The organism is Orrella sp. JC864, from assembly GCF_037026685.1.
Taxonomy (GTDB): domain Bacteria; phylum Pseudomonadota; class Gammaproteobacteria; order Burkholderiales; family Burkholderiaceae_B; genus Orrella.
The window spans coordinates 81,071-101,828 of record NZ_JBANET010000002.1; the positions used below are offsets into that span (position 1 = coordinate 81,071).

Here is a 20,758-nt window from a genome sequence, read left to right on the forward strand (position 1 = left end):
TGAACCTCCATAGCTTTCAAAGCTCCGGCCACACAGCGCAACCGGATGGAGGCAGTCTCAGAAAACCAAGCTGTCCTGCTCAGGGCCGTTTTGCGTCGTCCTCAAAACGACCCTTCTCAAGCGGCGGAAGCTGTGCTAGGCGGCGATAGCCGCCGCGCATCAGCGCATCGCCGCGCCGTACCAAGCGGCGTACCTTGGAGCGCAGGCCGCCGTCGCTGTACCAATCGGCTGCGGCATCGCCGCCGAACAAGCCTTCGGCCACCTCGCGCAAGGACGCACCCGCTAGGGTTGCGTCGAGCGCCTGCAAGGTGTGTAGCTCAAGCAGCGCGGCGGGTGCCGGCCTGGGCTTCGCAGAAGCCAGGGCCGCGCCGAGCGCATGGTTGCGCGCAGGTGCGGCGGCGCCGCCGCGGCGGGCATAGGCGACAGCCATCCCGTCTTCCAGGCCGGGCGCCAGCGCGAAGCGCAGGCAATGACCTGGGCTGTGCGCCATCAGCGCCAGCCCTTTGCCGTCATGGAGCAGTTGCTTGTGCCCGGCAATGCGCCAAAACGTGAACGCGGGAGCATACTGCGGCGGATCGGCGTCGGGATAGAGCTGCACCACGGCCACATGGCCGGGCAACCAGGCTGGATGCGCGTCGCGCGCATCCAACGCCGGATCTTCCAGCAGGCGCAAGCCCCAGCGATGCGCCGCCTGCTGCGCGGCTTTCGGCCGGCGATGATGGCGCAGCCAGTCGAGCCGGTAATCGGGGTTTCTGCGCAGATATTCCCAGGCCGTCCCAAGGTCGTCCAAGTGCAGCACGTACAGATACGCGGCAGTCGGATACCAGTGCTCGGCGCTGCGATCGACCATGACGCAACCTCCCTGCGAACAGGACTGGCCGCGACGGAAGAACTACGTGCTACATCGGTGTCATCAGAACGAAATGGGTTAAGGGAATAGTTGGGCTGTCAAGTCCGACTGGCTCCGATGCGTTGCGGTATTCGTCTCAATGCTGCGGCGGCAGCGTCCCTCCCGTGGGACGCCGTACAGGCCAGCCTGCCGCAGTCCGCGTCAGGCATCATGTCCGTTTGGATCAGACTGGCGCGGCTACGCCGCAAGAATCTCGATTGAGACCTGCCCGGTATGACACCAGACTGAAAAAGTCACAGTAGGCTGTGTTCAGTCCGGGATAGCCCCGTCGCGCTCGGCCAGCCGGGTGTATTCCGACAGCGTGCGCGTGGGCCGGAAGTAGCGGTCGCGCATCACGGGCTGCTGATGCGGCCCGACGATGCCAGCCAGCTCGGACAGCTTGACGGTTCCTTGCGCCGGCATTCCGATTCCCAGGTCGATGAGGCCCCAGGCGGTGTCGCCATCGGCGGGATCGAGTGCGGCCAGCAGCCAGGTCACATGCGCGTCCGGCGTGAACAGCCGCACCACGGGCACCGGGTCGATGGCCTGGCCGGCGGCACGAGCCTCGCCGTTGGCGAGCAGTTGCGCGCGCTCCGGGACGGTGGCGAGTGGCTGGGGCATGGTTGGCAATCCCACAAATCCAATGATGCACGGATGCGGTTTCACGCCCAAGCGCAGAACCGCCAAACCGGATTTACGCCTTCGTGTGCAAGCACGGATGCGCTTGCGTGGCTTTGCTGGAACCAGCAAATGCGGATTTCCGTAAAGGCACGAAAACGTAGAACACCAAATGAACACTATAGATTGTAGCCCTATAGGGCGCAATGGGCTGTCATCTTGGTTTTTCGAGGGAAACCATAGGTGGCGGCTGGGAACTCATTGGCGAAGGCGTTGAAGACAGTCAGGAAGGCGCGTGGCTTGAGCCAGGAAGCCTTCTCTGACGTGTCCAGCCGCACCTATATGAGCACCCTCGAACGCGACCTGAAAAGCCCGACCCTGCATAAGCTGGCCGAGCTGTGCGAGGTGATGGAGATCCACCCGCTCACGCTGCTGACGCTGGCCTACGCGGGCGACAGCCCGCACAAGGCCGACGAGCTGCTGGCGCAGGTGCGCCGGGAGCTGGAGGCGGTGCTGAAGGAGCGCGGCGCGGCGAAGCCGCGCGCGTGACGTGGTGATGTGCTGCGAACAGCAGCACAGCGCCCCGCCGCGATGGGCGGGGCGCTGCGGCGGTCACGCCGCCTGGGGCTTGCTGCGCGACCAGATCAGGTCGTGCGTACCGTCCTCGCCTTCGATCAGGCGGGCATAGACCGGAGCCGGGAACGAAGGATCGTCGAGGGTCACGGACTTGTATTCCCGCCCGGCCTCGCTGGTCTTGTTCCACGCCGCGCCGATGTCGTGGCCGGCGGCTTGGAGGCGGAAGTCGGGGGCGTTCTCGCTGCTGCCCTTGTCGTTGGGAACCAGCTTGACCTTGACGTTGAGCGTCAGGGTGCGCAGCGTGCCGGTGAAGCCGTCTTTGTCTGCGGTGAAGGTGCCGATGTTGGCCATGATGATTTCTCCTTTCGGTTGAACAAGGTTCGCGCCCATCGCGTCCTTGTTGTGATCCGGCCGGCGGGGGACGGGCTGGCTGCACCGCTTGCGGTCGAAACGCAGTGGAGAGCCTGGAGGCGAAAAGAATTTGCTGCGCGAGGAAGCCGCGCAGCGGCGGGGAAATTGTTTTCGCCGGACGGTTGCAGCCATGAAGCCCGAGGCGCAGCCGCGCCCCGCCAGGATTCACAACGAGACAAGGACGCCTTGGGCCGAACCGCTCCGAAAGGAGATGGGGCCGACTCGGCATCCCCGCCCGAAGGCTTCGCCGGCTCGCCCGCTGACGCGGGCCAGGTCAACCACCCGACGACAGGCGAGAACGCCCCTGCCGCACCTTGCGGCGCCGCTCTTGAGGCGTGGCGTGGAAGCTCCATAGCGATGCCGGGCGGGTTGTCCGTGAACCTCCTTCGTGACGTGATGGGCAGGCACCGCCAGCGTTGAGGACGGCATGCACCTGCACAACCTGCCGCAGCAAGCGCCAGCGTGTTCGCCAGCGCCCCGTCCGTCGCGGCGGGGCGCGGGCCGGGCCGATCCGGCGCAGCCGGTTCGGCGGCATCGAGGGGCGCCAAGCATCGCGCGGCGGGGATAGCCCGCAGGGCTTTCCCCTGGAGGCAAGCGAAGCGCGCAGCGCCGCAGGCGCGAAGGCGTGAGGGATTGAAGCCGAATGGGCCGTGACGGCAAAGACGGCACGGGGCGTAGCCCGAAAGCCCGGCGGCGCTGCGCGCCGACACGCCCAGGCCGTTCCAGATTTCCAAGCAGGAAACGCGGACATGCCTCTGATGAAATGGGCGCGGCTTACGCTGCGGGGTATGCACGCGGCAAGCCGAAAACTGCGGGTGATTCCTGCGCACTGCGGGCGCTTCGGCTTGCAGGCCCATGCGGGCCTGCCATCGCCGGGCGGGAAGCCCGGTCACGTCAACGCCGCCGCCTGAACTGCCGTGATGGCGGCGGCGTTCCGATTCGGCTGTGGGCTTGGAACACCGGGCGCGGCCACTGCCGCGCCCGGATTTTGCGTCCACCGCGCCCAGGACGGTACGGCCTGGGCGCGGTGCTGATCGCGGTTATCCCTTCGTCTCGATGAGCCACCACACGGCACGCGGCAAGGCGCGGCCTGTGATGGGATGAATGTCGGTGAGGTCGGCGCGGGCTGTCCAGCCCGAGGGCGGACGGTAGCCGCGCACGTCGCCTGCGCCGTGCCAGCGGCGGGCGCGCACAGTGCCGGGGGCGTAGATCGCCGCCATGCGCGGGCGGCGGGTGGTGGTGCGGGTCATGGGGGCTTCTCCTTCCAGCGAAGCGCCCCGGTCGAGGCCGGGGCGCTTGCCTTCGGCGCGGGTCAAGCGGCCAGCGCCTCGGCGGGTTCATCCGCCATTGCTTCGGCATCTTCCGGGGCGTCCTGCTCCGGGCCTGCCTCCTGCGCGGCATCCTGCGGGCCTGCGGCCTTGAAGATGGCGGGCATCCAGCCCGTACCATCGGCCAGCCGCTCGGCCTCGCTGGCAATGTCGGCCTTCTTGAGCTTCGCCAGCCGGGTGACGGATTCCGGTGCGAACGCGCCCACGGCATCCAGAATCACGGCCTTCGGAACGTGCTTGAAGTAGCCTTCTGCGGTCGGCTTCCACCATGCGGCCATGTCGAGGCCCACGGCCTGCGCCAGTTCTGCGCCGGGCTGGTGCGGCGTGGCGCGAGGCGTCACCACGTCCACCGTGGAGGCCACGCACACGGCCAGCAGCCGCACCAGTTCGTCTTGCGACTTCGCCAGCAGCACGGCGAGCAGTTCGGCGCTGTCCTCCGGCAAGGCTTCACCTGCCACCTGTTGCAGTTCGCGCAGCGCCACGGCAGCAGGCGATTCCGGCCAGTCCGGGGCCATGCCTTCCAGCCGGTCTTGCGCCGTGAGGCGCACGCCGAGCGGCAGGCCATCGCCATAGGCGTCGGGCTGCAAGACGGTCTGCACCATGTCATGCACCAGCGCGGCCAGCGCGACGTGCGGATGCCGTGCGACTTCGATTTGCAGCGCCGCCGTGCGGTGGGCGCTCAATCGCTGCGCCAGCCGGTCGGACAGGCTCGCGGCCTTGGGCGCGTCGTCGGCGTCCTCGTGCTCGTCGTTGGCGGCTTCGCCTTCGGTGCTGCCGAAACCGCGCCGCAGCTTTTCCAGCGTGCGCAGCGCCTTGGCCTCGGCTTCGCGCAGCAGGCCGCGATGAATGACGGCCTCGCCGTTGCGGTCGATGGTGACGATGGCACCAGCCACCTCGCGCACCTCGGGCGCATAGCCTTGTAAGGCGTCCTCCGCGTCTTGCAGTTCCCCGACCACCTGATCGCGCCGCTGTTCCAGCTTCTCGGCCTTGGCCTCGTCCTCGGCGTCGCAGGCTTCTTCCAGTTCGGCGTCGATCTTTTCGAGGCGGGTTTCCAGCGAGGCGATGCGGCGGGCCTCGCGGGTGGTCGGCTCGCGGCGATGGCGCGGGGCGTTCTGGAACGCTTGCCGTTCCTCGTAGGCCAGATGCGGCACGGCCTCCACCCATGCCCAACCCTCGCCGCGCACGTCCTCGGCCAGCGTTGCCAGCTTGTCGCGCACCAGCGTTTCCAGCACTGCGGTATCGGTGAGGTAGGTTCCGGCATCGCCTTCCGCGAACAGGTCGCGGCGGATGCCGCCGCCTGCCTGCCGGTAGGTGTCCAGCCCGACGAAGCGCACCAGCGCGTGCGTGGCGTCGATTTCGCGCTCGGTCAGGCGCTCGCGCAGCTTGGACGGGCTGCGCTGCCATTCCGGCGCACCATAGAACGCGGCTTCCTGCGCGGCGTGGTCATCGGTGATGGTCAGGGCCATCAACTGTTCCAGCGTCACGCCACCGGCCCGGTAGTCGGCCATGAGACGCGGCGAGACGTTCGCCAGCTTCAAGCGGCGCTGCACCACCAGCGGGGACACGCCGAAGTCGGCGGCAATGTCCTCGACGGGCCGGCCTTCCTTGACCAGCGCGGCGAAGGCCGCGAACTGGTCGGCGGGGTGCATGTTCTCGCGCTGCACGTTCTCCGCGAGGCTGACGGTGCGGGCGGACGCATCGGCCACCAGCAGGCACGGCACTTCGTAGTCAGTGGGGATGCGCTTCTTCTTCGCCAGCAGCTTCAAGGCGGTCAGGCGGCGGTCGCCTGCCACCACCTCGTAAGCCTCGCCATCGGCGGATGCAATCACGATCAGGTTTTGCAGCAGGCCGATGCGGGCAATGCTCGCGGCCAGCTCGGGGATGGACTGGCGCGGGGTCGTGCGGACGTTGCGCTTGGAGCGGCGCGGCAACAGTTGCGACAGCGGAACCAAGATCAGGTTCTTGGTCGGATCGGCCACTTCCAGCGGTGCGGCGGCTTCGATGGCGACGGTTTCGGTTTTGAGTACAGCGTTCATGGTGATAACTCCTTGCGGTTGGGATGCAGCAGCGAGAGAAGCGGCAAGGGCTGCTGCCTGCCCCTGCCGCGTGGGGATTCAGGCTTTCAACTGGCGCAGGCCATCGGCCAGCAGCCACAGGGCGCGATTGAGGCGCACGCTTTGGTCGATGCCCTGCACGGGCCGGGTGGTCTGGCGGCGGCCATTCGCGGCGCGGGCGGACAGGCCGCCTTTGGTCAAGTTCTCCTGCGTGCGGTTGAACACGCTCCACAGGTCGCGGCGGTCGTCGTCGTGGCGGCGTGGCATCAGGATTTGCGATTCCGTGATGGGCGCGGGCTTGTCCTCGTCGTACTTCAACGCCAGCGCAGCGCGGGCGAACACTTCGGATTCCCCGGCGTCGAGCGTGATGGCGCGCATGGCATCGCGCGATTCCTGCGCCCGGTCGAAGCCGTGCAGGACTTCGTAAGCGCCTTCGATGACGTGCCCGGCTACGTCGCCCTTGTGCGGCACGCGCACGTCGGCCACGGTGTCGCCGCAGACAAGGCCATTGCTGCAAACGAAGCGGAACATCCCGGCCAGCATCTGATAGCTGCTGGTGCCGTCATGGGAGTTCAGCAGGATGATTTCGTTGGCCTCGCGGCCGTTGATCTGGCTGGCGTGGCGCAGCCGGATCATGTGCTTGGTGTAGTCGCGGCGGTCGTCGTGGCGCACGCGGGTTTGCGTCACCATGAAAGGCTCGAAGCCTTCCCCGCGCAGTTCTTGCAGCACGGTCGCGGTGGGGATGTAGCTGTACCGCTCAGAGCGGCTTTCGTGCGGGGCGTCCGCGAAGATGGACGGGGCCACGGCCCGGATTTGGTCGTCGGACAAGGGACGTTCCGAACGCAGCACCGGGGAACGGGAAGCGAAGCGGGATGCGAGTTGCATGGCATTTCTCCTGACAAAGAAAAAAGGGGTTGCTGTTCACCGCACACCGGATTCCTAGATTCGGAAGCCCAGCCTTTCGGCGGTTCGGTGCGGTCGGCACGAGGAACCCGGTTGGCCCTGTTGCCACCGTCTTTCCTGAGTTCATCGCCCGCGACGGTCAGGAGCGCGCGGACGGGGGCCGTCAAGGAGGCAAGCGCAGGGTTGGTGCGGCCCGCAGGCGCAGCCGAGGACACGGCCCTGCGCGCCTTGACGGCACACGGCCGCGGGCTACAGTCGCGGTGAAGGTGATGAAGTCAGGGGAGACGGTTGGACATGGCAACGGCCCCTCAGCACGCCGACAGCACGGCAAGCGAAGCGCGCAGGCCCGGATCTAGGAATCCGGGCCGGAGGCGTCAGCCGAGCGGAGCGAGGGAACGATGGAAGCCCGTCAGGGGCGAGACGCCGCAGGCGGCTCGATGCGCTACGCGCACGACAGCGCGACCGGCCATGTTTCTTGGCCGGGGACGCACGGACTCCAAGGCTCGATGTACAAGCTCATGCGCCAGTCATCGGGAAACAGGTTCGACAGCGGCTGCTGCGGTCTGGCCGATCCGGCGCAGCCGGTTCGGCGGCCTTTGAGGGGCGCCAAGCTCCGCGCGGCGGGGATAGCCCGCAGGGCTTTCCCCTGGAGGCAAACGCAGCGCGCAGCGCCCCGTCAGGGGCACTTAGGCATCACGCCGAGTCGTCAGGACGCAGGCTGGATTCCGCAACCGGCATCCAAGGCGAAGTCGAGTTCAGGTAGTAGCGCCTGCCACGCGCATACAGCCCCGAAGGCTCGGTAGGCTGGTAGAACCCGGTGACGCGGCGCCGGAACTGCGCGCCAAACTCGTTGGTGTAGATCACCGCGTCGCCGATCTTGAAGCGCAAGGGCTGACCGTTCTCCGGCGCGAACGGCTTGAGCGCATCGTGTTGCGCCGTGATTTCGATGATGTAGTCGTGATGGCTGCTCATGGCATTGATCTCCTGCGAAGGTTGGGAAAGCGCAAGGAGCGCCTTGCGGCGCTCCAAGGGCTGGTTCAGACGACGACACGCCCGACCAACCGGGCATCGCGCGCGTAGGCGCTCAACCGCTTCTCGGCGCGGAAAGACAGGTCGCGCTCGATCGGCAGGCCCAGCCTGCCGCGCACGGTCGCCAGCTCGCCCAGGCTGACCCAGCCGATTTCCGGCATCCCCAGGCCCAGGTCGCAAAGACCAAAGGCGTGGTCGTGGTCATCGGGATCAATCTCGGTCAGCAGCCAGGTCGCGCCGGCATCCGGCGTGAACAGCTTGACGACGGGTGCCGGATCGAAGTCCGGGTTCTCCAAGGATTCGCGGCCGTTGGCCAGCAGCACGATGCGCTGCTCGTCAGTGATGAGTGCGTTGTTCATGGTGAACTCCTGAAAGGTTGCCGGGCGGAATTGCCCGACCCTTCCGGGGCACGGCGCAGCGCAAGCAGTCAGGGGTCAACGACGGCCGCCAGGACGCAAGCGCCATCGGCGCGCAGCCCTTGACGGCGAGAACGCCGTGGCACGATGAAGGGGACAGCAAGACCGCCTCCCTCGCACCTCCACGCACGCGGTTTTTGGCAAGCGAAGCGCGCAGGCCCGAATAGCAATCCGGGCCGGAGGCATCAGCGATGTGAAAGGCGGGCAGTTCTTAAATGCGCGCCCAGTCCCGGTGCAGATCGTCAACGATCATGGGATGACGGTGCCCGCCTCGGTCTGCTTGTTCGCGCTAGTGAGGATGATCTGGCGGTAGATGATCGTGGGCGATGTCGGAAGAATCACTAGCGGGCCAGAGCCACAGCGCCAGTCCCACTCCGACAAGACCAATCAGCGACATGATGATGAAGGTCGATTGCAGCCCAAAGGCAGCGCCGAAGCGACCGGCCAAGGGATAGCAAATGAGCCAACACGCATGGGACAGGGCGAATTGCGCGGCAAAGACCGCGGGGCGATCCTCGGGATGAGCGGAGCGGCGCAACAGCCGGCCGGAAGGTGTTTGCGCCACGCTGTAGCCGAAGCCGACCACCAACCAGATCACCACCAGAACGGCATAGGTCGGAATCATTGCCCCGGCTGCCGTTCCCACAACCAGCATCGTCGCTCCCGCAATCATGACAGGTCGATCAGCAATCTTGTCGAGCAGGCGAGGCAGCGCGAAGGCCGCAACCATCGACCCGCCTCCGAAGGCCGCCAGCGCCCACGCTACCTCGGATTCGCCCAGGCCAAAGCGTGCCTTCACGATGACCACCGTGTTCACGATCACCATTGACCCCGCTGCTGCCACAGCGAGGCTGATCGCCAGCAGACCCCGAAGGCGCGGCGTGGCGAGGTAAATGCGCGTGCCCCGCGTAGTACGATCCCATATGCCACGACACGGGCCGGGAACGGTTGTGGGAAGCCTCACGCTGACCACAAGCGCGGCTGACACGAGGAAGCCGAGAACCGTTCCGGCAAACAGGTTGTGGAAGCTGATGACCGTCAGTAGCGCGGCGGCCAGCATCGGGGAAATCAGGCTTTCCAAATCGTAGGCCAGCCGGGAAAGCGACAGTGCTTTCGTGTACTCGTCTTCGTCGGGAAGGATGTCCGGGATAGTGGCTTGAAAGGTCGGCGTGAAGCCTGCGGACGCCGCCTGCAAGACGAAGATCAGCAGATAGATTTGCCAGATTTCGCTGACAAAGGGCAGGCAGAGCGCAACGGATGCTCGTACTAGGTCAAGGGCAACGAGCAACGACCGTCGCGGCAGCCGGTCGGCGAACGCCTGCGCGACCGGGGCGACTCCGACATAGGCCAGCATCTTGATTGCGAGTGCCGTCCCGAGTACCGCGCCGGCATTCGCCCCGGCCAGATCGTAGGCAAGCAGGCCAAGGGCCACCGTCATCAGGCCGGTGCCGACAAGCGCAATCACCTGAGCGGCGAACAGGTGACGATAGGTACGGTTCTTCAGGACGGAGAGCATCGGCGGGCCTCAGAGCAGTTTGGTCAGTGCCTTCATTTCGGTCAAAACGGAGTCTTCGTCATGGGCCAGGCAATGGTCGATGTGGTCGTGGATCAGGACGCGCTTTGCGGCCGTCACCGCGCTTTCCACCGCCGCGAGCTGGCGGGCGATGTCGAGACAGGATTCGCCACTTTCGATCATCCCTATGACGTGCCGAAGATGACCATCGGCGCGTTTCAGCCGCTTCACGAGATCGGGATGGGTTGAGTGCTTGTGTGTCGCGTTCATGTGGCAATTGTATCCCCCCTGGGGGGATATGAAAAAGTGCGCCGCCCGCGAAGGAGCGACGCACCGAAGGCCGCACGACGCAATCAGCCCGCCGCCGGCGCTGTCATCGACTGCAACTGCTCGATCACGCCAGGCTCAACGAACACGCAAGCCTGCTCGTCCGCGATCGGCACGTTGAACACCTGCGCGAACACCGTGCGCCGCAGATGGGCCAGCCGGCCCGTCCGGTATGCCTGCTCGGGCTTCATGCGCCCGCCAGCCTGCGACCCGCTGCGCTGCGGATCGCATTCGACCAGCGCGACAAAGCCATCGTCGGCCAGCTTCTGATGCTCGGGGCACAGGCCCCAGCCGGTCGCCGTGTGGCGCTCCATGCTCGCGCGCAGGCGCTTGTCCAGCAGGATCGCGCCGGTGTCGAACGCCGTGCCGCAGACCAGGCAAACGTGCTGTTCGAGGGAAACGTGTGATTTGTCGTTCATGACGGTTCTCCGGTTGCAAGGGCGGAATTGCCCGGAACCGTCGCCCTCACGGCGCAGCGCAGCAGTCAGGGGTCGCAGACGGCCGCCAGGACGCAAGCGCGCAAGGCGCGCGCAGCCCTTGCACGGCGAGAACGCCGTGATACGGTGAAGGGACACAGCAAGACCGCCCCCTCACACCACCCCACGCACGCGGGTTTTTGGCAAGCGAAGCGCGCAGGCGCGGATCAGCGAGCCGGGCCGGAGGCGTCAGTGATGGAAGCCCGACAGGGGCGAGACTCGCGCAGCGAGGCTCGATGCGCAGCACGACAGCGCGACGGCGGTACGCCGGGACGCCCGACTGCTTGGGACAGGACTATTCGTTGTCGGTCTTGCGCTGCTCGAGCTGCAACTGCGCCCGTTGCGTTGCTTGTTGCAGCCGCTCCACCAGCACGCCCCTCGGCGGCAAGGCGGTCAGGTACTCGGCGACGTGGATGCCCGACTTGTCCAACTCCAGCAATTCGATCTGCTCGCGCTTCTTGCCGGTGCAAAGGATGATCCCCAGCGGCGAGGCTTCCTCCGGCTCCCGTTCGTGCTTGTCCAGCCAGCGAAGATAAAGCTCCATCTGTCCCTTGAAAGCTGCCTTGAACTCGCCGACCTTCAACTCCACTGCCACCAGCCGCCGCAGCTTGCGGTTGTAAAACAGCAGGTCGAGGTGGAAATCCTCGCCGTCGATCTGGATGCGCTTCTGCCGGGCCACGAAGCTGAAACCCGCGCCCAGCTCCAACAAGAACGACTCCATTTCGCGGATGATCGCCGCCTCCAAGTCGCCTTCCTGCCAAGTGTCCCGCAGCCCCAGGAAGTCGAGGATGTACGGGTCGCGCATGACCAGGGCGGGCGACATGCGCTGCGCATCGCGCATCGTCGCCAGCTCGTGCGCGATCGTCTCGCCCGGCTTTTGAGACAGCGCCGTGCGCTCGTACAGCATCGAGTCGATGCGCTCGCGCAGCGTCCGGACGCTCCAGCGTTCGGCGCTCGCCATCTGCGCGTAATAGTCCCGCTGGAGCGGGTCTTTCAGCGGGATCAGGGCGATGAAGTGCGTCCAGCTCAATTCTCGTATCAGTGATACGAGAATCTGCTCGTCGGGGAAGGTGGCCGCGAACTGCACCATGCGGCGCAGGTTCTGCTCGGCAAAACTGCCGCCGTACTCCTTCACCAACTGCGCCGCCAGGGTGGGCAGGACTTCCTTGCCGTAGGCGCCCCGGCGTCCGTCCAAGACGTGCGTGCGGATGCGCTGGCCGATGCGCCAGTAGAGCATCGTCAGCTCGCTATTCACCGTCGAGGCGGCGCGCTTGCGCGCCGCCTCGATCAGTGCCCGAATGTCGCCCAGCAGCGCCGAAGGCGCTGCGGACGATGCTGCGGATGACCGGCGCGTGTTCATGCCGCCGCCTCCGCAAGCTGGCGCGCACCCGTGATGGCTTGGCGGCGGCTGGCCACCAGCTCGGCCGCATCGCGCACCGGCTTGTCCTCGGTGTGGACGTAGTGCATGAACATCGCCACGGTCTTGTGGCCCGTCAGCTTCATGCCCACTTTGGTCGGCACGCCCGAATTGGCAATGTCGGTGGTCGAGCGATGGCGGATGCCGTGCGTGCCGACGTGCGGGACGCCGGCGGCCTTGAGCACCCGGCACCAGCCGCCATAGTGCTCGCCAAAGGTCAGGTGCTTGGCCGGGTCGTTCGGCGATGGCAGGACGTAGGGGCAGCCCTCCCGGCGCGGCGCCGTCGAAAGCAGCCGATAGGCTTCCTCGCTCATGGGCTTGGAAATGCCGCCGACCTTGCTGTCGGGCCACACCACGCGCCGGTTCTCGAAGTCCAGCCAGCTCCATTCGAGCGGGCAGATTTCGGAGCGCCGGGCGGCGAACTCGAATTGCAGGCGGATCGCCAGCGGGATGACGTAGTTCTCCAGCCCCTCCGCCTCCAGCTTCTCCAACTGGCGGAAGATCCGCACCATTTCCTCGTCCACGATGAGCCGGGTTTCCTTGCCCGGCGGGTACATGGGGACGTGGCGGCACGGGTTCGTGCCGTCCGGGCGGTAGCCCCACACTTCGGCCAGGTTGAACATCTTGCGCAGCACGCCGAAGGTCTTGTTCGCCTCGGTCGGCTTGTAGGCCAGTTTCTCCATCAGCCCGGCAATGTCGGGCCGCTTCACGTCATGCACCTTCTTGCGGCCCAGCAGCGGGATGATGTTGCGGTCTATGACGCCCTGATAGCCGTCCTGCGTGCTGGGCTTGTTGCGCTTCTTGGAGTAGTCCTCCATGAACTTCTTGCACAACTCGGCCATCGTGGGCGCCTTGCGCGCCTCGGCCTTGGCGCCGCCGGGGTCGCCGCCCCGGCGAACCTCGGCCAGCCAGTCCTGTGCCTTGACTCGTGCCTGTTCGACGGTCAGCTCCCCGTACAGCCCCAGCGAGGGCTTGCGGGGCTGGCCGGAGTTCGTGCGGTACTGGAGCATGAACACCCGGCGGCCGGTCGGGGTAATCTTGCACAGGAAGCCGGGCACCACGGTATCTCGCAGTTCAACATCCTTGGCCTGGGGTTGGGCCGACTCCACGGCGGTCTTGGTGAGCTTGATCTTTGCCATGATGACTCCTCGGAACAACCCGGATTCCAGGAGCCAGATAGGAGCGGCGCGAGGGAAAACCGGGTCAAGTTTCAGAAAGCACCGGCATATGATGGACGCGCGTAAGTTATTGATAAACCTGCTGTATCTAGCTACGGCGCAGTCCAGCGAACTACCGGGCTGGAGTCATCGTGAAACAAAAAAGGGGCCCTGTGTATAGGGACCCCTTTCCGGGAAAAGGGCCCCGAAGGGCCCCTTGCGCTGCCTTGGCGGGCGGCGGCTCAGGCCATGGCCTTGACCGCGGCGGCCAGGCGGCTCTTGTGGCGGGCGGCCTTGTTCTTGTGGATGATGTTCTTGTCGGCCACGCGGTCGATCACGCTGGTGGCCTTTTGCAGCGTCTCGGTCGCGGCGGCCTTGTCGCCGGCGACGATGGCGCTGCGCACGCGCTTGATGGCCGTGCGCAGCATCGAGCGCAGGCTGGAGTTGTGCTGGTTGCGCGCAACGGATTGACGGGCGCGTTTGCGAGCTTGAGCGGAATTGGCCATGTGTGTCTGGTATCTCTATCGAGTCTGGGCGCTTTGCCTGGGCCGCCGAGGTCCTGAAAGCCGCCGGGCAGCGGGCGCGCTGCGTTAGTTTGCGTAAATGCTTGCGCGAGTTCTTGCAAGGGGCGTTGCACCGGGCTGGTAGAAAATCTACGCCATGCAAAGCCCAACAAAGCATTCGATTATAGCAATTCCTGCCGGCCAGGCAAGCGGCCGGCCCGCTGGCAGGAAAAGACTGTGCCAAAAACCACAGGTGCCGGCGCGCCGGACCCTGTTCCAGCGGCCCGGCGCGGCCGGCTGCGCCGGGCCGGGTGTCCGCGGCGCCCCGGCAGGCAGGCGCCTTCAGCGCCTCGGGGGAGGGACGATCCGCAGGCCCAGGGCCAGCAGCACGGCGAAGTAGGCCGCCGCGCCGACGGCGACCACCCCGCCCAGCATGGCCACGCGCAGCCAGGGCTGGGCCTGCAGCGCCAGCCAGTCGATGCGCCCGCCGGCCCAGGCCAGCCATGCGCCCAGCGCCAGCAGCGCGGGTGCCAGGCGCAGGACGAACAGGCCCCAGCCGGCGGCCGGGCGATAGGCGCCGCGCCGGATCAGGCCGCGCAGCAGCGCCGCCGCGTTCAGGCACGCGCCCAGGCCGATGGCCAGCGCCAGGCCGGCGTGCTGCAGCAGCGGCACCAGCGCCAGGTTCAGCAGCTGGGTCGCCACCAGCACCGCGATGGCGATGCGCACCGGCGTGCGGATGTCCTGCTGGGCATAGAAGCCCGGCGCCAGGATCTTGACCGAGAGCAGGCCGATCAGGCCGACCGAGTAGGCCACCACGGCCGCCCGCGTCTGGGCCACGTCCGCGGCCCCGAACTGGCCATAGTGAAACAGCGTGGCCACCAGGCCGTCGGCGGCCAGGGCCAGCCCCAGCGCCGCCGGCAGGCCCAGCAGCAGGGTCAGCCGCAGCCCCCAGTCCAGCAGCGCGCTGTAGTCTTCCCGCGCCCCCTGGGCGTGGGCCTGCGACAGGCTGGGCAGCAGCACCGTGCCCAGCGCCACGCCCAGCAGGGCGGTGGGGAATTCCATCAGCCGGTCGGCGAACGAGAGCCAGGACACGCTGCCGGGCGCCAGCCAGGAAGCGATGTTGGTGTTGATCAGCAGCGATAGCTGGGCCACCGACACGCCCAGGGTGGCCGGCGCCATCTGGCGCACCACGCGCTGCACCACGGGGTCGCGCCAGGCTTGCCCCAGCTTGAGCGAGACGCGCGGGGCCAGGTCCAGCCGCCGCAGCGCCCACCATTGCACCGCCAGCTGCGCCAGGCCGCCGGCCATCACCCCGTAGGCCAGCGCGTGGATGGGGGTGTGCAGGCGCGGCGCCAGCCAGATGGCCGCGGCGATCATGGACAGGTTCAGCAGCACCGGCGTGAAGGCCGGCACGGCGAACTTGCGCCAGGTGTTGAGCACGCCCGAGGCGAAGGCCACCAGCGACATGCACAGGATGTAGGGAAACATGATGCGCGTCATGGCGACGGCGGCATCGAAGTCCTGCGCCCGCGCGGGCTCGCGCAGGCCGGTGGCCATGGCGCTGACGACCCAGGGCGCGGCCAGGATGCCGGCCAGGGTGATCGCCATGAGCACGAAGGTGAGCACGCGGGCGACCCGGTCCAGCATCTGGCGCACCTGGGCCGGGTCCGACCGGGTCCGCTCGGCCCCCAGGATGGGCACGAAGGCCTGCGCGAAGGCGCCCTCGGCGAACAGCCGGCGCAGCAGGTTGGGAATGCGAAAGGCCACCCAGAATGCGTCGGTCAGGGGGCCGGCGCCGAAGGCGCGGGCGATCAGCACGTCGCGGACCAGCCCGGTGATGCGCGAAAGCAGGGTAAAGCTGCTGACCAGCCCGGCCGAACGCAGCAGGTTCATGGACTAGCTCCTGTCGCGGCCGGGCATCCCTGCGGGGCGCCCGGCCCTCGGGGCGGCATGCTTCATTTCGGGGGCATGCGGATGGCGCCGTCCAGCCGGATGGTCTCGCCGTTGATCATCTCGTTCTCGATGATGTGGCGCACCAGCTTGGCGTAGTCTTCGGGGCGGCCCAGCCGCGAGGGGAAGGGGATGCTGGCGGCCAGCGAATCCTGCACTTCCTGGGGCATGCCGAAGATCATGGGCGTGCCGAAGATGCCCGGCGCGATGGTGACGCAGCGGATGCCGTTGCGGGCCAGGTCGCGGGCGATCGGCAGGGTCATGCCGGCTACGCCCGCCTTGGAGGCCGCGTAGGCGGCCTGGCCGATCTGGCCGTCGAAGGCGGCCACCGAGGCGGTGTTGATCAGCACGCCGCGCTCGCCGGTGGGCTCGGGGGTGTTGCCGGCCATGGCGGCGGCGGCCAGGCGCAGCATGTTGAAGGTGCCGACCAGGTTGATGGCGACCACCTTCTGGAACAGGCCCAGCTCGTGCGCGCCGTCCTTGCCGACCGTCTTGGCCGCCGGCGCCACGCCGGCGCAGTTGACCAGGCCAAAGAGCGGGCCCAGCGCCTGGGCGGCCTGGACGGCCTTTTGCGCGTCGGCCTCCTGGGTCACGTCGCAATGTACGTATTGCTGGCCGAGCTCGCCGGCCAGCGATTGGCCGGCTTCGTCCTGCAGGTCGGCCAGCACGACGCGCGCGCCGTTTTCCACCAGCATGCGGGCGGTGCCGGCGCCCAGGCCCGAGGCCGCGCCGGTGACGATGAAGACCTTGTTGGCGATATCCATATGGCTTTTCCTTGCGGGGCGCCTGGCGCGGGCGGGGGCGCTGCGCCAGGCGGGGATTGCGCGAAAACCGCCCCTGGCGGGGCGGCGGAGTCCTGCTTGCGGGCGGGCTCGGCGGCGCCGCGGGCGCCGCTGGCCGCGGCCGCCGGCCTGCCCGGCGGCGCCGGGCTCAGGGCTTGAGGGCCTCGAACAGCCGGGCCTGGATCTCTTCGACCGAGCCCACGCCGGATATTTTGCGATAGCGCGGCGCGGCGGCGTCGGCCTGCGCCCAGCTCGAGTAGTAGTCCACCAGGGGGCGGGTCTGCTCTCGGTAGACCGCCAGGCGGCGGCGCACGGTTTCCTCGCGGTCGTCATCGCGCTGCACCAGCGGCTCGCCGGTGACGTCGTCCAGGCCTTCGGCCTTGGGCGGGTTAAAGCGCACATGGTAGGAGCGGCCGCTGGCCGGGTGCACCCGGCGCCCGCTCATGCGCTCGATGATGTCCTGCTCGGGCACCTCGATCTCGACCACGTAGTCCAGTCCGATGCCGGCCTCCTTGAGGGCGTCGGCCTGGGGGATGGTGCGGGGAAATCCATCGAAAAGGTAGCCGGGCTTGCAGTCCGGCTGCTGGAGCCGGTCGCGCACCAGGCCGATGATCAGGTCGTCCGAGACCAGGCCGCCGGCGTCCATGATCTTCTTGGCTTGCACGCCCAGCGGGGTCCCGGCCTTGACAGCCGCCCGCAGCATGTCGCCCGTCGAAATCTGGGGGATCCCGAAATGGCGGGTGACAAATGCCGCTTGAGTGCCTTTGCCGGCGCCTGGGGGCCCGAGCAGGATGAGACGCATGAGTGCTCCTGTACTGTGATGGATCTGTTCTTCTGGAATCGGGGCCGATTATGCCGTATCCGCCGCCGCGGCCGCCGCGGCGCCCGAGTCGAGTCTCCTGGGTCGCCGGCCGCGCGCGATGGCAGGCCCGGGCGGCGAGCCACTCTTATACCGCATTTGCGTAGACGGCACGCACGCGCTGCAGATCCTCGGGCGTATCGACGCCGGCCGCCGGGGCCTGGCTGGCCCGGTACACGGCGATGGCGTGGCCGTGCTCGAGCGCGCGCAGCTGCTCCAGCGACTCGAAACGTTCGAGCTCGCCTTGCGGCAGCGCCGGGAAGGCGCGCAGGAAGCCGGCCCGATAGGCGTACAGGCCGATGTGGTGCAGGGCCGGCAGCCCCGGCGCCAGCCGCCTGCCGCCGTCGGCCAGCGCCTCGCGCGCCCAGGGGATGGGGGCGCGCGAGAAATACAGGGCGCGCGTATCGGCCGCGCAGACGACCTTGACCACGTTGGGATTGAACAGGGCCGCCGCGTCGGCCAGCGGGCAGGCGCAGGTGGCGATGGCGGCCCAGGGCTTGTCCGCCAGCGACCGGGCCACGGCATCGATCAGGGCCGGCTCGATCAGCGGCTCGTCGCCCTGGACGTTGACCACGATTTCTTCGTCGCCCAGGCCCAGCTGGGCGACGGCCTCGGCCAGCCGGTCGGTGCCGGTGGGATGCTCGGGGCGGGTCAGCAGCGCCGTGTAGCCATGCTCGCGCACGGCCTGGGCGATGCGCGGCGTATCGGTGGCGATGACCACGCGTTGCGCGCCCGAGGCGCTGGCGCGCTCGGCCACGCGCACGACCATGGGCTTGCCGGCGATGTCGGCCAGCGGCTTGTCCGGCAGGCGGGTGGAGGCCGCCCGGGCGGGGATGAGCGCGGTAAAGCCCATGGCCGGTCAGGCGGCCGGCTGGGTCGGGACGGCAGGCCCGTCGGGGCGCGGATCCAGGGTGCGCGCCTGGTTCTCCAGCAGGATGGGGATGCCGTCGCGGATGGGATAGGCCAGCCGGTCGGCATGGCAGATCAGCTCGGCATGAGCGCGGTCGTGTTGCATGCGACCCTTGCACAGGGGGCAGACGAGGATGTCGAGCAGGCGGGATTCCATAGCCGGATTCTAGAACACTTTGCCGGCGGCCGGCCGCTTGCGGGCGCCGGCGCTAGGGCTGCCGTGGCCGGCCGGCGGCGGCCTGGCGCAGCCGCGCATCGAGCCAGTCGAACAGCCCCGGATCGGAAAAGCGGGGGGCGGCTTCCACGGCCCAGATGCGCGCATCGCCCAGTGCGCGGCATTTGACCGCGTCCTTGGCGGTCACCAGGATGATGTCGGCCTTGACCGCCCCGAAGGGCGAGGCCCGGTAGTCGAAATGGTCGGGCAGGGCCAGGGTGCCGTCCAGGCGCAGGCCGGCCTGGCGCAGCGTGCGGAAATAGCGCTCGGGCTGGCCGATGCCGGCCGCGGCGAACAGGCGGGCCTGTCCCGCATGGGCGGCGAACGCTTCGGGGGTCAGCGCCTTGCCGCTGCCCAGGTGCACGTAGCGCATGGGTTCGAGGCACATGTCCGCCTGGCGCACGGCCGCCGGCAAGGCGGACGCGCCGGCGGCCGGCGCCGGTCCCGCGCTGCGGTTGGTCAGCACCGCATCGACCTGGGCCAGCCTGCCAGGCGGCTCGCGCAGGGGCCCGGCCGGCAGCAGCCGCCCGTTGCCGGTGCCGCGCTCGTCCTGCACCACGATCTCCAGATCCCGCGCCAGGGCCAGGTGCTGCAGGCCGTCGTCCGACAGGATGACGTCCACGTCGGGAAAGCGTGCCAGCAGCGCCTGGGCGGCCAGCGGCCGGCGCGGGTGTATGGCCACGGGCGCGCCGCTGTCGCGCGCGATCAGGGCCGGCTCGTCGCCGAATTCGGCCGCATCGAGCGTTCCCTGTCCGACCCGCGGCGCCGGGCCGGTCTTGACCCCATAGCCCCGGCTGACGATCCCCGGGCGCCAGCCGCGTGCCGCCAGCTGCCGCGCGGTTTCGATGACCACCGGCGTCTTGCCCGTGCCGCCGACGTACAGGTTGCCGATCACCAGCACGGGCACAGGCGCGCGCCAGGCGCGCCGCCAGCCCCGCGCATAAGCCAGGCGCTTGAGCCGCACCGCCGCGCCGGCCAGCAGGCCCAGCGGCGCGAGCAGGCCGCAAAGCCAGCCGCCCGTCTGCCACTGGCGCATGAGCAGGCCGGCCAGCCCGTCCGGCTTCATGGGCTGCGGGCGCCGAAGCCGACCCGCGAGATGCCGGCCAGCCGCGCCGCCTCCATGACGTCCACCACCGACTGGTGCGTGGCCTGGGCGTCGGCGTTGATCAGCAGCATGGTCTCGGGGCCGGGTTGCGCGGCCCGCAGGGCACGGGCGATCTGTTGGGGGCCCTCGGCCTGCAGCAAGGCGCCGTCCAGGGCATAGCGCCCGTCGCGGCCCACGGCCAGCTCCAGCGCCTGGGGCACGGGCGCGCCGTCCTGGGCCCGGGGCAGGGCGACTTCCAGCGCGCTGGGCCGGACGAAGGCGGTGGTGGCCGCCAGGAAGATCAGGATGACCAGCAGCACGTCGATCAACGGGATCAGGCCGATGTCCAGCTCGTCGCGGCCGGAGGGCGGGCCGCCGAAGTTCATGCCGGCCTCTCGGGGCGCGCCAGCAGGCGGGCCAGGCGCGCGGCGGCCGCTTCCATGTCGCGCAGGAAGCCGTCGACCCGGGTGCGCAGGTGGCGGTGAAAGACCATGGCGGGCACGGCGATCAGGATGCCGAAGGCGGTGTTGTACAAGGCGATGGATATGCCCCGGGCGAGCTGGGCGGGATCGCTGCCCTCGGGCTGGTAGGCGCCGAAGATCTCGATCATGCCGATCACCGTGCCGAACAGGCCCAGCAGCGGCGCGACCACGGCGATGGTGCCCAGCGCGGGCAGATAGCGGTTCAGGCGGTGCGCCTCGGCGCGGCCGGCGTCCTCGACGGCCAGCCGCAGTTCGGCGCGCGGCAGGTGGCGGCTGCGCACGACCTCGGCCAGCACCCGGCCCAGCGGCGAGCCGGCTTCCAGGCGGGCCAGCGCCTCGGGGCTGTCCTGCTCGCGGCGCACCATCTGCAGCACCTGCTCGGGCAGGCCGGCCGGCAGCACGCTGGCGCGCCGCAGGGCCATGAGCCGTTCGAGCACCAGCGCCAGGCCCAGCACGGACGCAAGCAGCAGCGGAATGACGGGCCAGCCGGCGGCAATGAGTATGGCAAGCAACAAAAGCTCCTAGGGCGGGCGGCGCGCGCCCGGATGGGCCTTGCAGGGGCCGGGACGGCGCCGGGGGCAATCATAGAGCATCGCCGGGGCGCACGGGCGGGGCGTCCCCATCAAGCTATCCACAGTTTTTGTGGATAATTCTGTGCGTAACTGGCCCGGAGCAGGCGTAAACAGGGCCTCTGCGCCGGTATTACCTAGGGCTATGCAGGCGATTGTTTTTGCAAAACCCTTATATATCAATAAGTTGCCGGGGTTATTTTAGGCCCTCAGGCAGGTTTGAGCGTTTTGGGCCCCTGTTGTATGATCGCGGCCCGCTCCCGCCGTCCTGTGGACAGCTCGCACGCCGCTA

24 protein-coding genes are annotated in these 20,758 nt (G+C 68.3%); 2 read left to right on the plus strand and 22 right to left on the minus strand.

What is annotated here, in order from left to right; genetic code table 11:
* Positions 1–79: 79 nt before the first annotated feature.
* Both V8Z80_RS02165 and V8Z80_RS02170 read right to left on the minus strand, forming a co-directional pair.
* A complete protein-coding gene (locus tag V8Z80_RS02165) occupies positions 80–850 on the minus strand; it encodes a DUF2285 domain-containing protein (protein ID WP_023114173.1) in 771 nt (256 codons plus the stop codon).
* 309 nt (positions 851–1,159) lie between these two features.
* Positions 1,160–1,510, minus strand: coding sequence for a DUF2958 domain-containing protein (locus tag V8Z80_RS02170; protein ID WP_023103962.1), 351 nt, complete (start codon positions 1,508–1,510; stop codon positions 1,160–1,162).
* 240 nt (positions 1,511–1,750) lie between these two features.
* Here V8Z80_RS02170 and V8Z80_RS02175 point away from each other — a divergent pair, with 240 nt between their 5' ends.
* Positions 1,751–2,056: a helix-turn-helix domain-containing protein gene (locus V8Z80_RS02175; protein WP_023103963.1), complete on the plus strand. Its 306-nt coding sequence runs from the start codon at positions 1,751–1,753 to the stop codon at positions 2,054–2,056.
* A gap of 63 nt (positions 2,057–2,119) precedes the next feature.
* Here the strand turns inward: V8Z80_RS02175 and V8Z80_RS02180 are convergent, their stop codons facing one another.
* Positions 2,120–2,434, minus strand: coding sequence for a DUF736 domain-containing protein (locus V8Z80_RS02180; RefSeq protein WP_023103964.1), 315 nt, complete (start codon positions 2,432–2,434; stop codon positions 2,120–2,122).
* Positions 2,435–3,243: 809 nt separating this feature from the next.
* Here V8Z80_RS02180 and V8Z80_RS02185 point away from each other — a divergent pair.
* Entirely contained in the window at positions 3,244–3,405 is a 162-nt protein-coding gene (locus tag V8Z80_RS02185; RefSeq protein ID WP_023114172.1) for a hypothetical protein, read from the plus strand.
* A 129-nt stretch (positions 3,406–3,534) separates the two neighbouring features.
* Here the strand turns inward: V8Z80_RS02185 and V8Z80_RS02190 are convergent, their stop codons facing one another.
* The 19 genes from V8Z80_RS02190 to V8Z80_RS02280 form a co-directional block, all read right to left on the minus strand.
* Complete coding sequence (locus tag V8Z80_RS02190; protein ID WP_023114171.1) at positions 3,535–3,744, minus strand: hypothetical protein; 210 nt, start codon at positions 3,742–3,744, stop codon at positions 3,535–3,537.
* A gap of 62 nt (positions 3,745–3,806) precedes the next feature.
* Positions 3,807–5,858 carry a ParB/RepB/Spo0J family partition protein gene (locus V8Z80_RS02195; protein WP_023114170.1) on the minus strand — a complete coding sequence of 684 codons (2,052 nt, stop codon included), beginning with the start codon at positions 5,856–5,858 and terminating at the stop codon, positions 3,807–3,809.
* A gap of 78 nt (positions 5,859–5,936) precedes the next feature.
* Positions 5,937–6,761 (minus strand): DUF932 domain-containing protein, encoded by an 825-nt coding sequence (locus V8Z80_RS02200; RefSeq protein ID WP_017677013.1) that lies wholly within the window; start codon positions 6,759–6,761, stop codon positions 5,937–5,939.
* A gap of 711 nt (positions 6,762–7,472) precedes the next feature.
* A complete protein-coding gene (locus V8Z80_RS02205) occupies positions 7,473–7,751 on the minus strand; it encodes a hypothetical protein (RefSeq protein ID WP_023114169.1) in 279 nt (92 codons plus the stop codon).
* 65 nt (positions 7,752–7,816) lie between these two features.
* Entirely contained in the window at positions 7,817–8,167 is a 351-nt protein-coding gene (locus V8Z80_RS02210; protein WP_023114168.1) for a DUF2958 domain-containing protein, read from the minus strand.
* Positions 8,168–8,513: 346 nt separating this feature from the next.
* A complete protein-coding gene (locus V8Z80_RS02215) occupies positions 8,514–9,740 on the minus strand; it encodes an MFS transporter (protein WP_023114167.1) in 1,227 nt (408 codons plus the stop codon).
* A 9-nt stretch (positions 9,741–9,749) separates the two neighbouring features.
* Positions 9,750–10,007, minus strand: a complete 258-nt coding sequence (locus V8Z80_RS02220; RefSeq protein ID WP_003111693.1) for a metal-sensing transcriptional repressor — start codon at positions 10,005–10,007, stop codon at positions 9,750–9,752.
* 83 nt (positions 10,008–10,090) lie between these two features.
* Positions 10,091–10,483 (minus strand): hypothetical protein, encoded by a 393-nt coding sequence (locus V8Z80_RS02225; protein WP_023114166.1) that lies wholly within the window; start codon positions 10,481–10,483, stop codon positions 10,091–10,093.
* A gap of 352 nt (positions 10,484–10,835) precedes the next feature.
* Positions 10,836–11,900: a PDDEXK nuclease domain-containing protein gene (locus tag V8Z80_RS02230; protein ID WP_023114165.1), complete on the minus strand. Its 1,065-nt coding sequence runs from the start codon at positions 11,898–11,900 to the stop codon at positions 10,836–10,838.
* Complete coding sequence (locus V8Z80_RS02235; protein ID WP_023114164.1) at positions 11,897–13,096, minus strand: tyrosine-type recombinase/integrase; 1,200 nt, start codon at positions 13,094–13,096, stop codon at positions 11,897–11,899. The genes V8Z80_RS02230 and V8Z80_RS02235 overlap by 4 nt, the downstream gene beginning before the upstream one ends.
* 260 nt (positions 13,097–13,356) lie before the next feature.
* Positions 13,357–13,620, minus strand: coding sequence for a 30S ribosomal protein S20 (gene rpsT / locus V8Z80_RS02240; RefSeq protein ID WP_155196952.1), 264 nt, complete (start codon positions 13,618–13,620; stop codon positions 13,357–13,359).
* Positions 13,621–13,959: 339 nt separating this feature from the next.
* Positions 13,960–15,510 carry a murein biosynthesis integral membrane protein MurJ gene (gene murJ, locus V8Z80_RS02245; RefSeq protein WP_336060854.1) on the minus strand — a complete coding sequence of 517 codons (1,551 nt, stop codon included), beginning with the start codon at positions 15,508–15,510 and terminating at the stop codon, positions 13,960–13,962.
* Positions 15,511–15,572: 62 nt separating this feature from the next.
* Positions 15,573–16,331 (minus strand): 3-hydroxyacyl-CoA dehydrogenase, encoded by a 759-nt coding sequence (locus tag V8Z80_RS02250; RefSeq protein WP_336060855.1) that lies wholly within the window; start codon positions 16,329–16,331, stop codon positions 15,573–15,575.
* A 166-nt stretch (positions 16,332–16,497) separates the two neighbouring features.
* Positions 16,498–17,151: an adenylate kinase gene (gene adk, locus V8Z80_RS02255; protein WP_155196485.1), complete on the minus strand. Its 654-nt coding sequence runs from the start codon at positions 17,149–17,151 to the stop codon at positions 16,498–16,500.
* Between the two features lie 145 nt (positions 17,152–17,296).
* On the minus strand, positions 17,297–18,061 hold the full coding sequence (kdsB, locus tag V8Z80_RS02260; RefSeq protein ID WP_336060856.1) for a 3-deoxy-manno-octulosonate cytidylyltransferase: 765 nt from the start codon (positions 18,059–18,061) through the stop codon (positions 17,297–17,299).
* Positions 18,062–18,067: 6 nt separating this feature from the next.
* Positions 18,068–18,274: a Trm112 family protein gene (locus V8Z80_RS02265; protein WP_155196487.1), complete on the minus strand. Its 207-nt coding sequence runs from the start codon at positions 18,272–18,274 to the stop codon at positions 18,068–18,070.
* Positions 18,275–18,326: 52 nt separating this feature from the next.
* Positions 18,327–19,397, minus strand: coding sequence for a tetraacyldisaccharide 4'-kinase (gene lpxK, locus V8Z80_RS02270; protein WP_336060857.1), 1,071 nt, complete (start codon positions 19,395–19,397; stop codon positions 18,327–18,329).
* Complete coding sequence (locus V8Z80_RS02275; RefSeq protein ID WP_155196489.1) at positions 19,394–19,801, minus strand: ExbD/TolR family protein; 408 nt, start codon at positions 19,799–19,801, stop codon at positions 19,394–19,396. Before V8Z80_RS02275 ends, lpxK begins: the two co-directional genes overlap by 4 nt.
* Positions 19,798–20,409: a MotA/TolQ/ExbB proton channel family protein gene (locus V8Z80_RS02280; RefSeq protein WP_336060859.1), complete on the minus strand. Its 612-nt coding sequence runs from the start codon at positions 20,407–20,409 to the stop codon at positions 19,798–19,800. Before V8Z80_RS02280 ends, V8Z80_RS02275 begins: the two co-directional genes overlap by 4 nt.
* Positions 20,410–20,758: the final 349 nt, after the last annotated feature.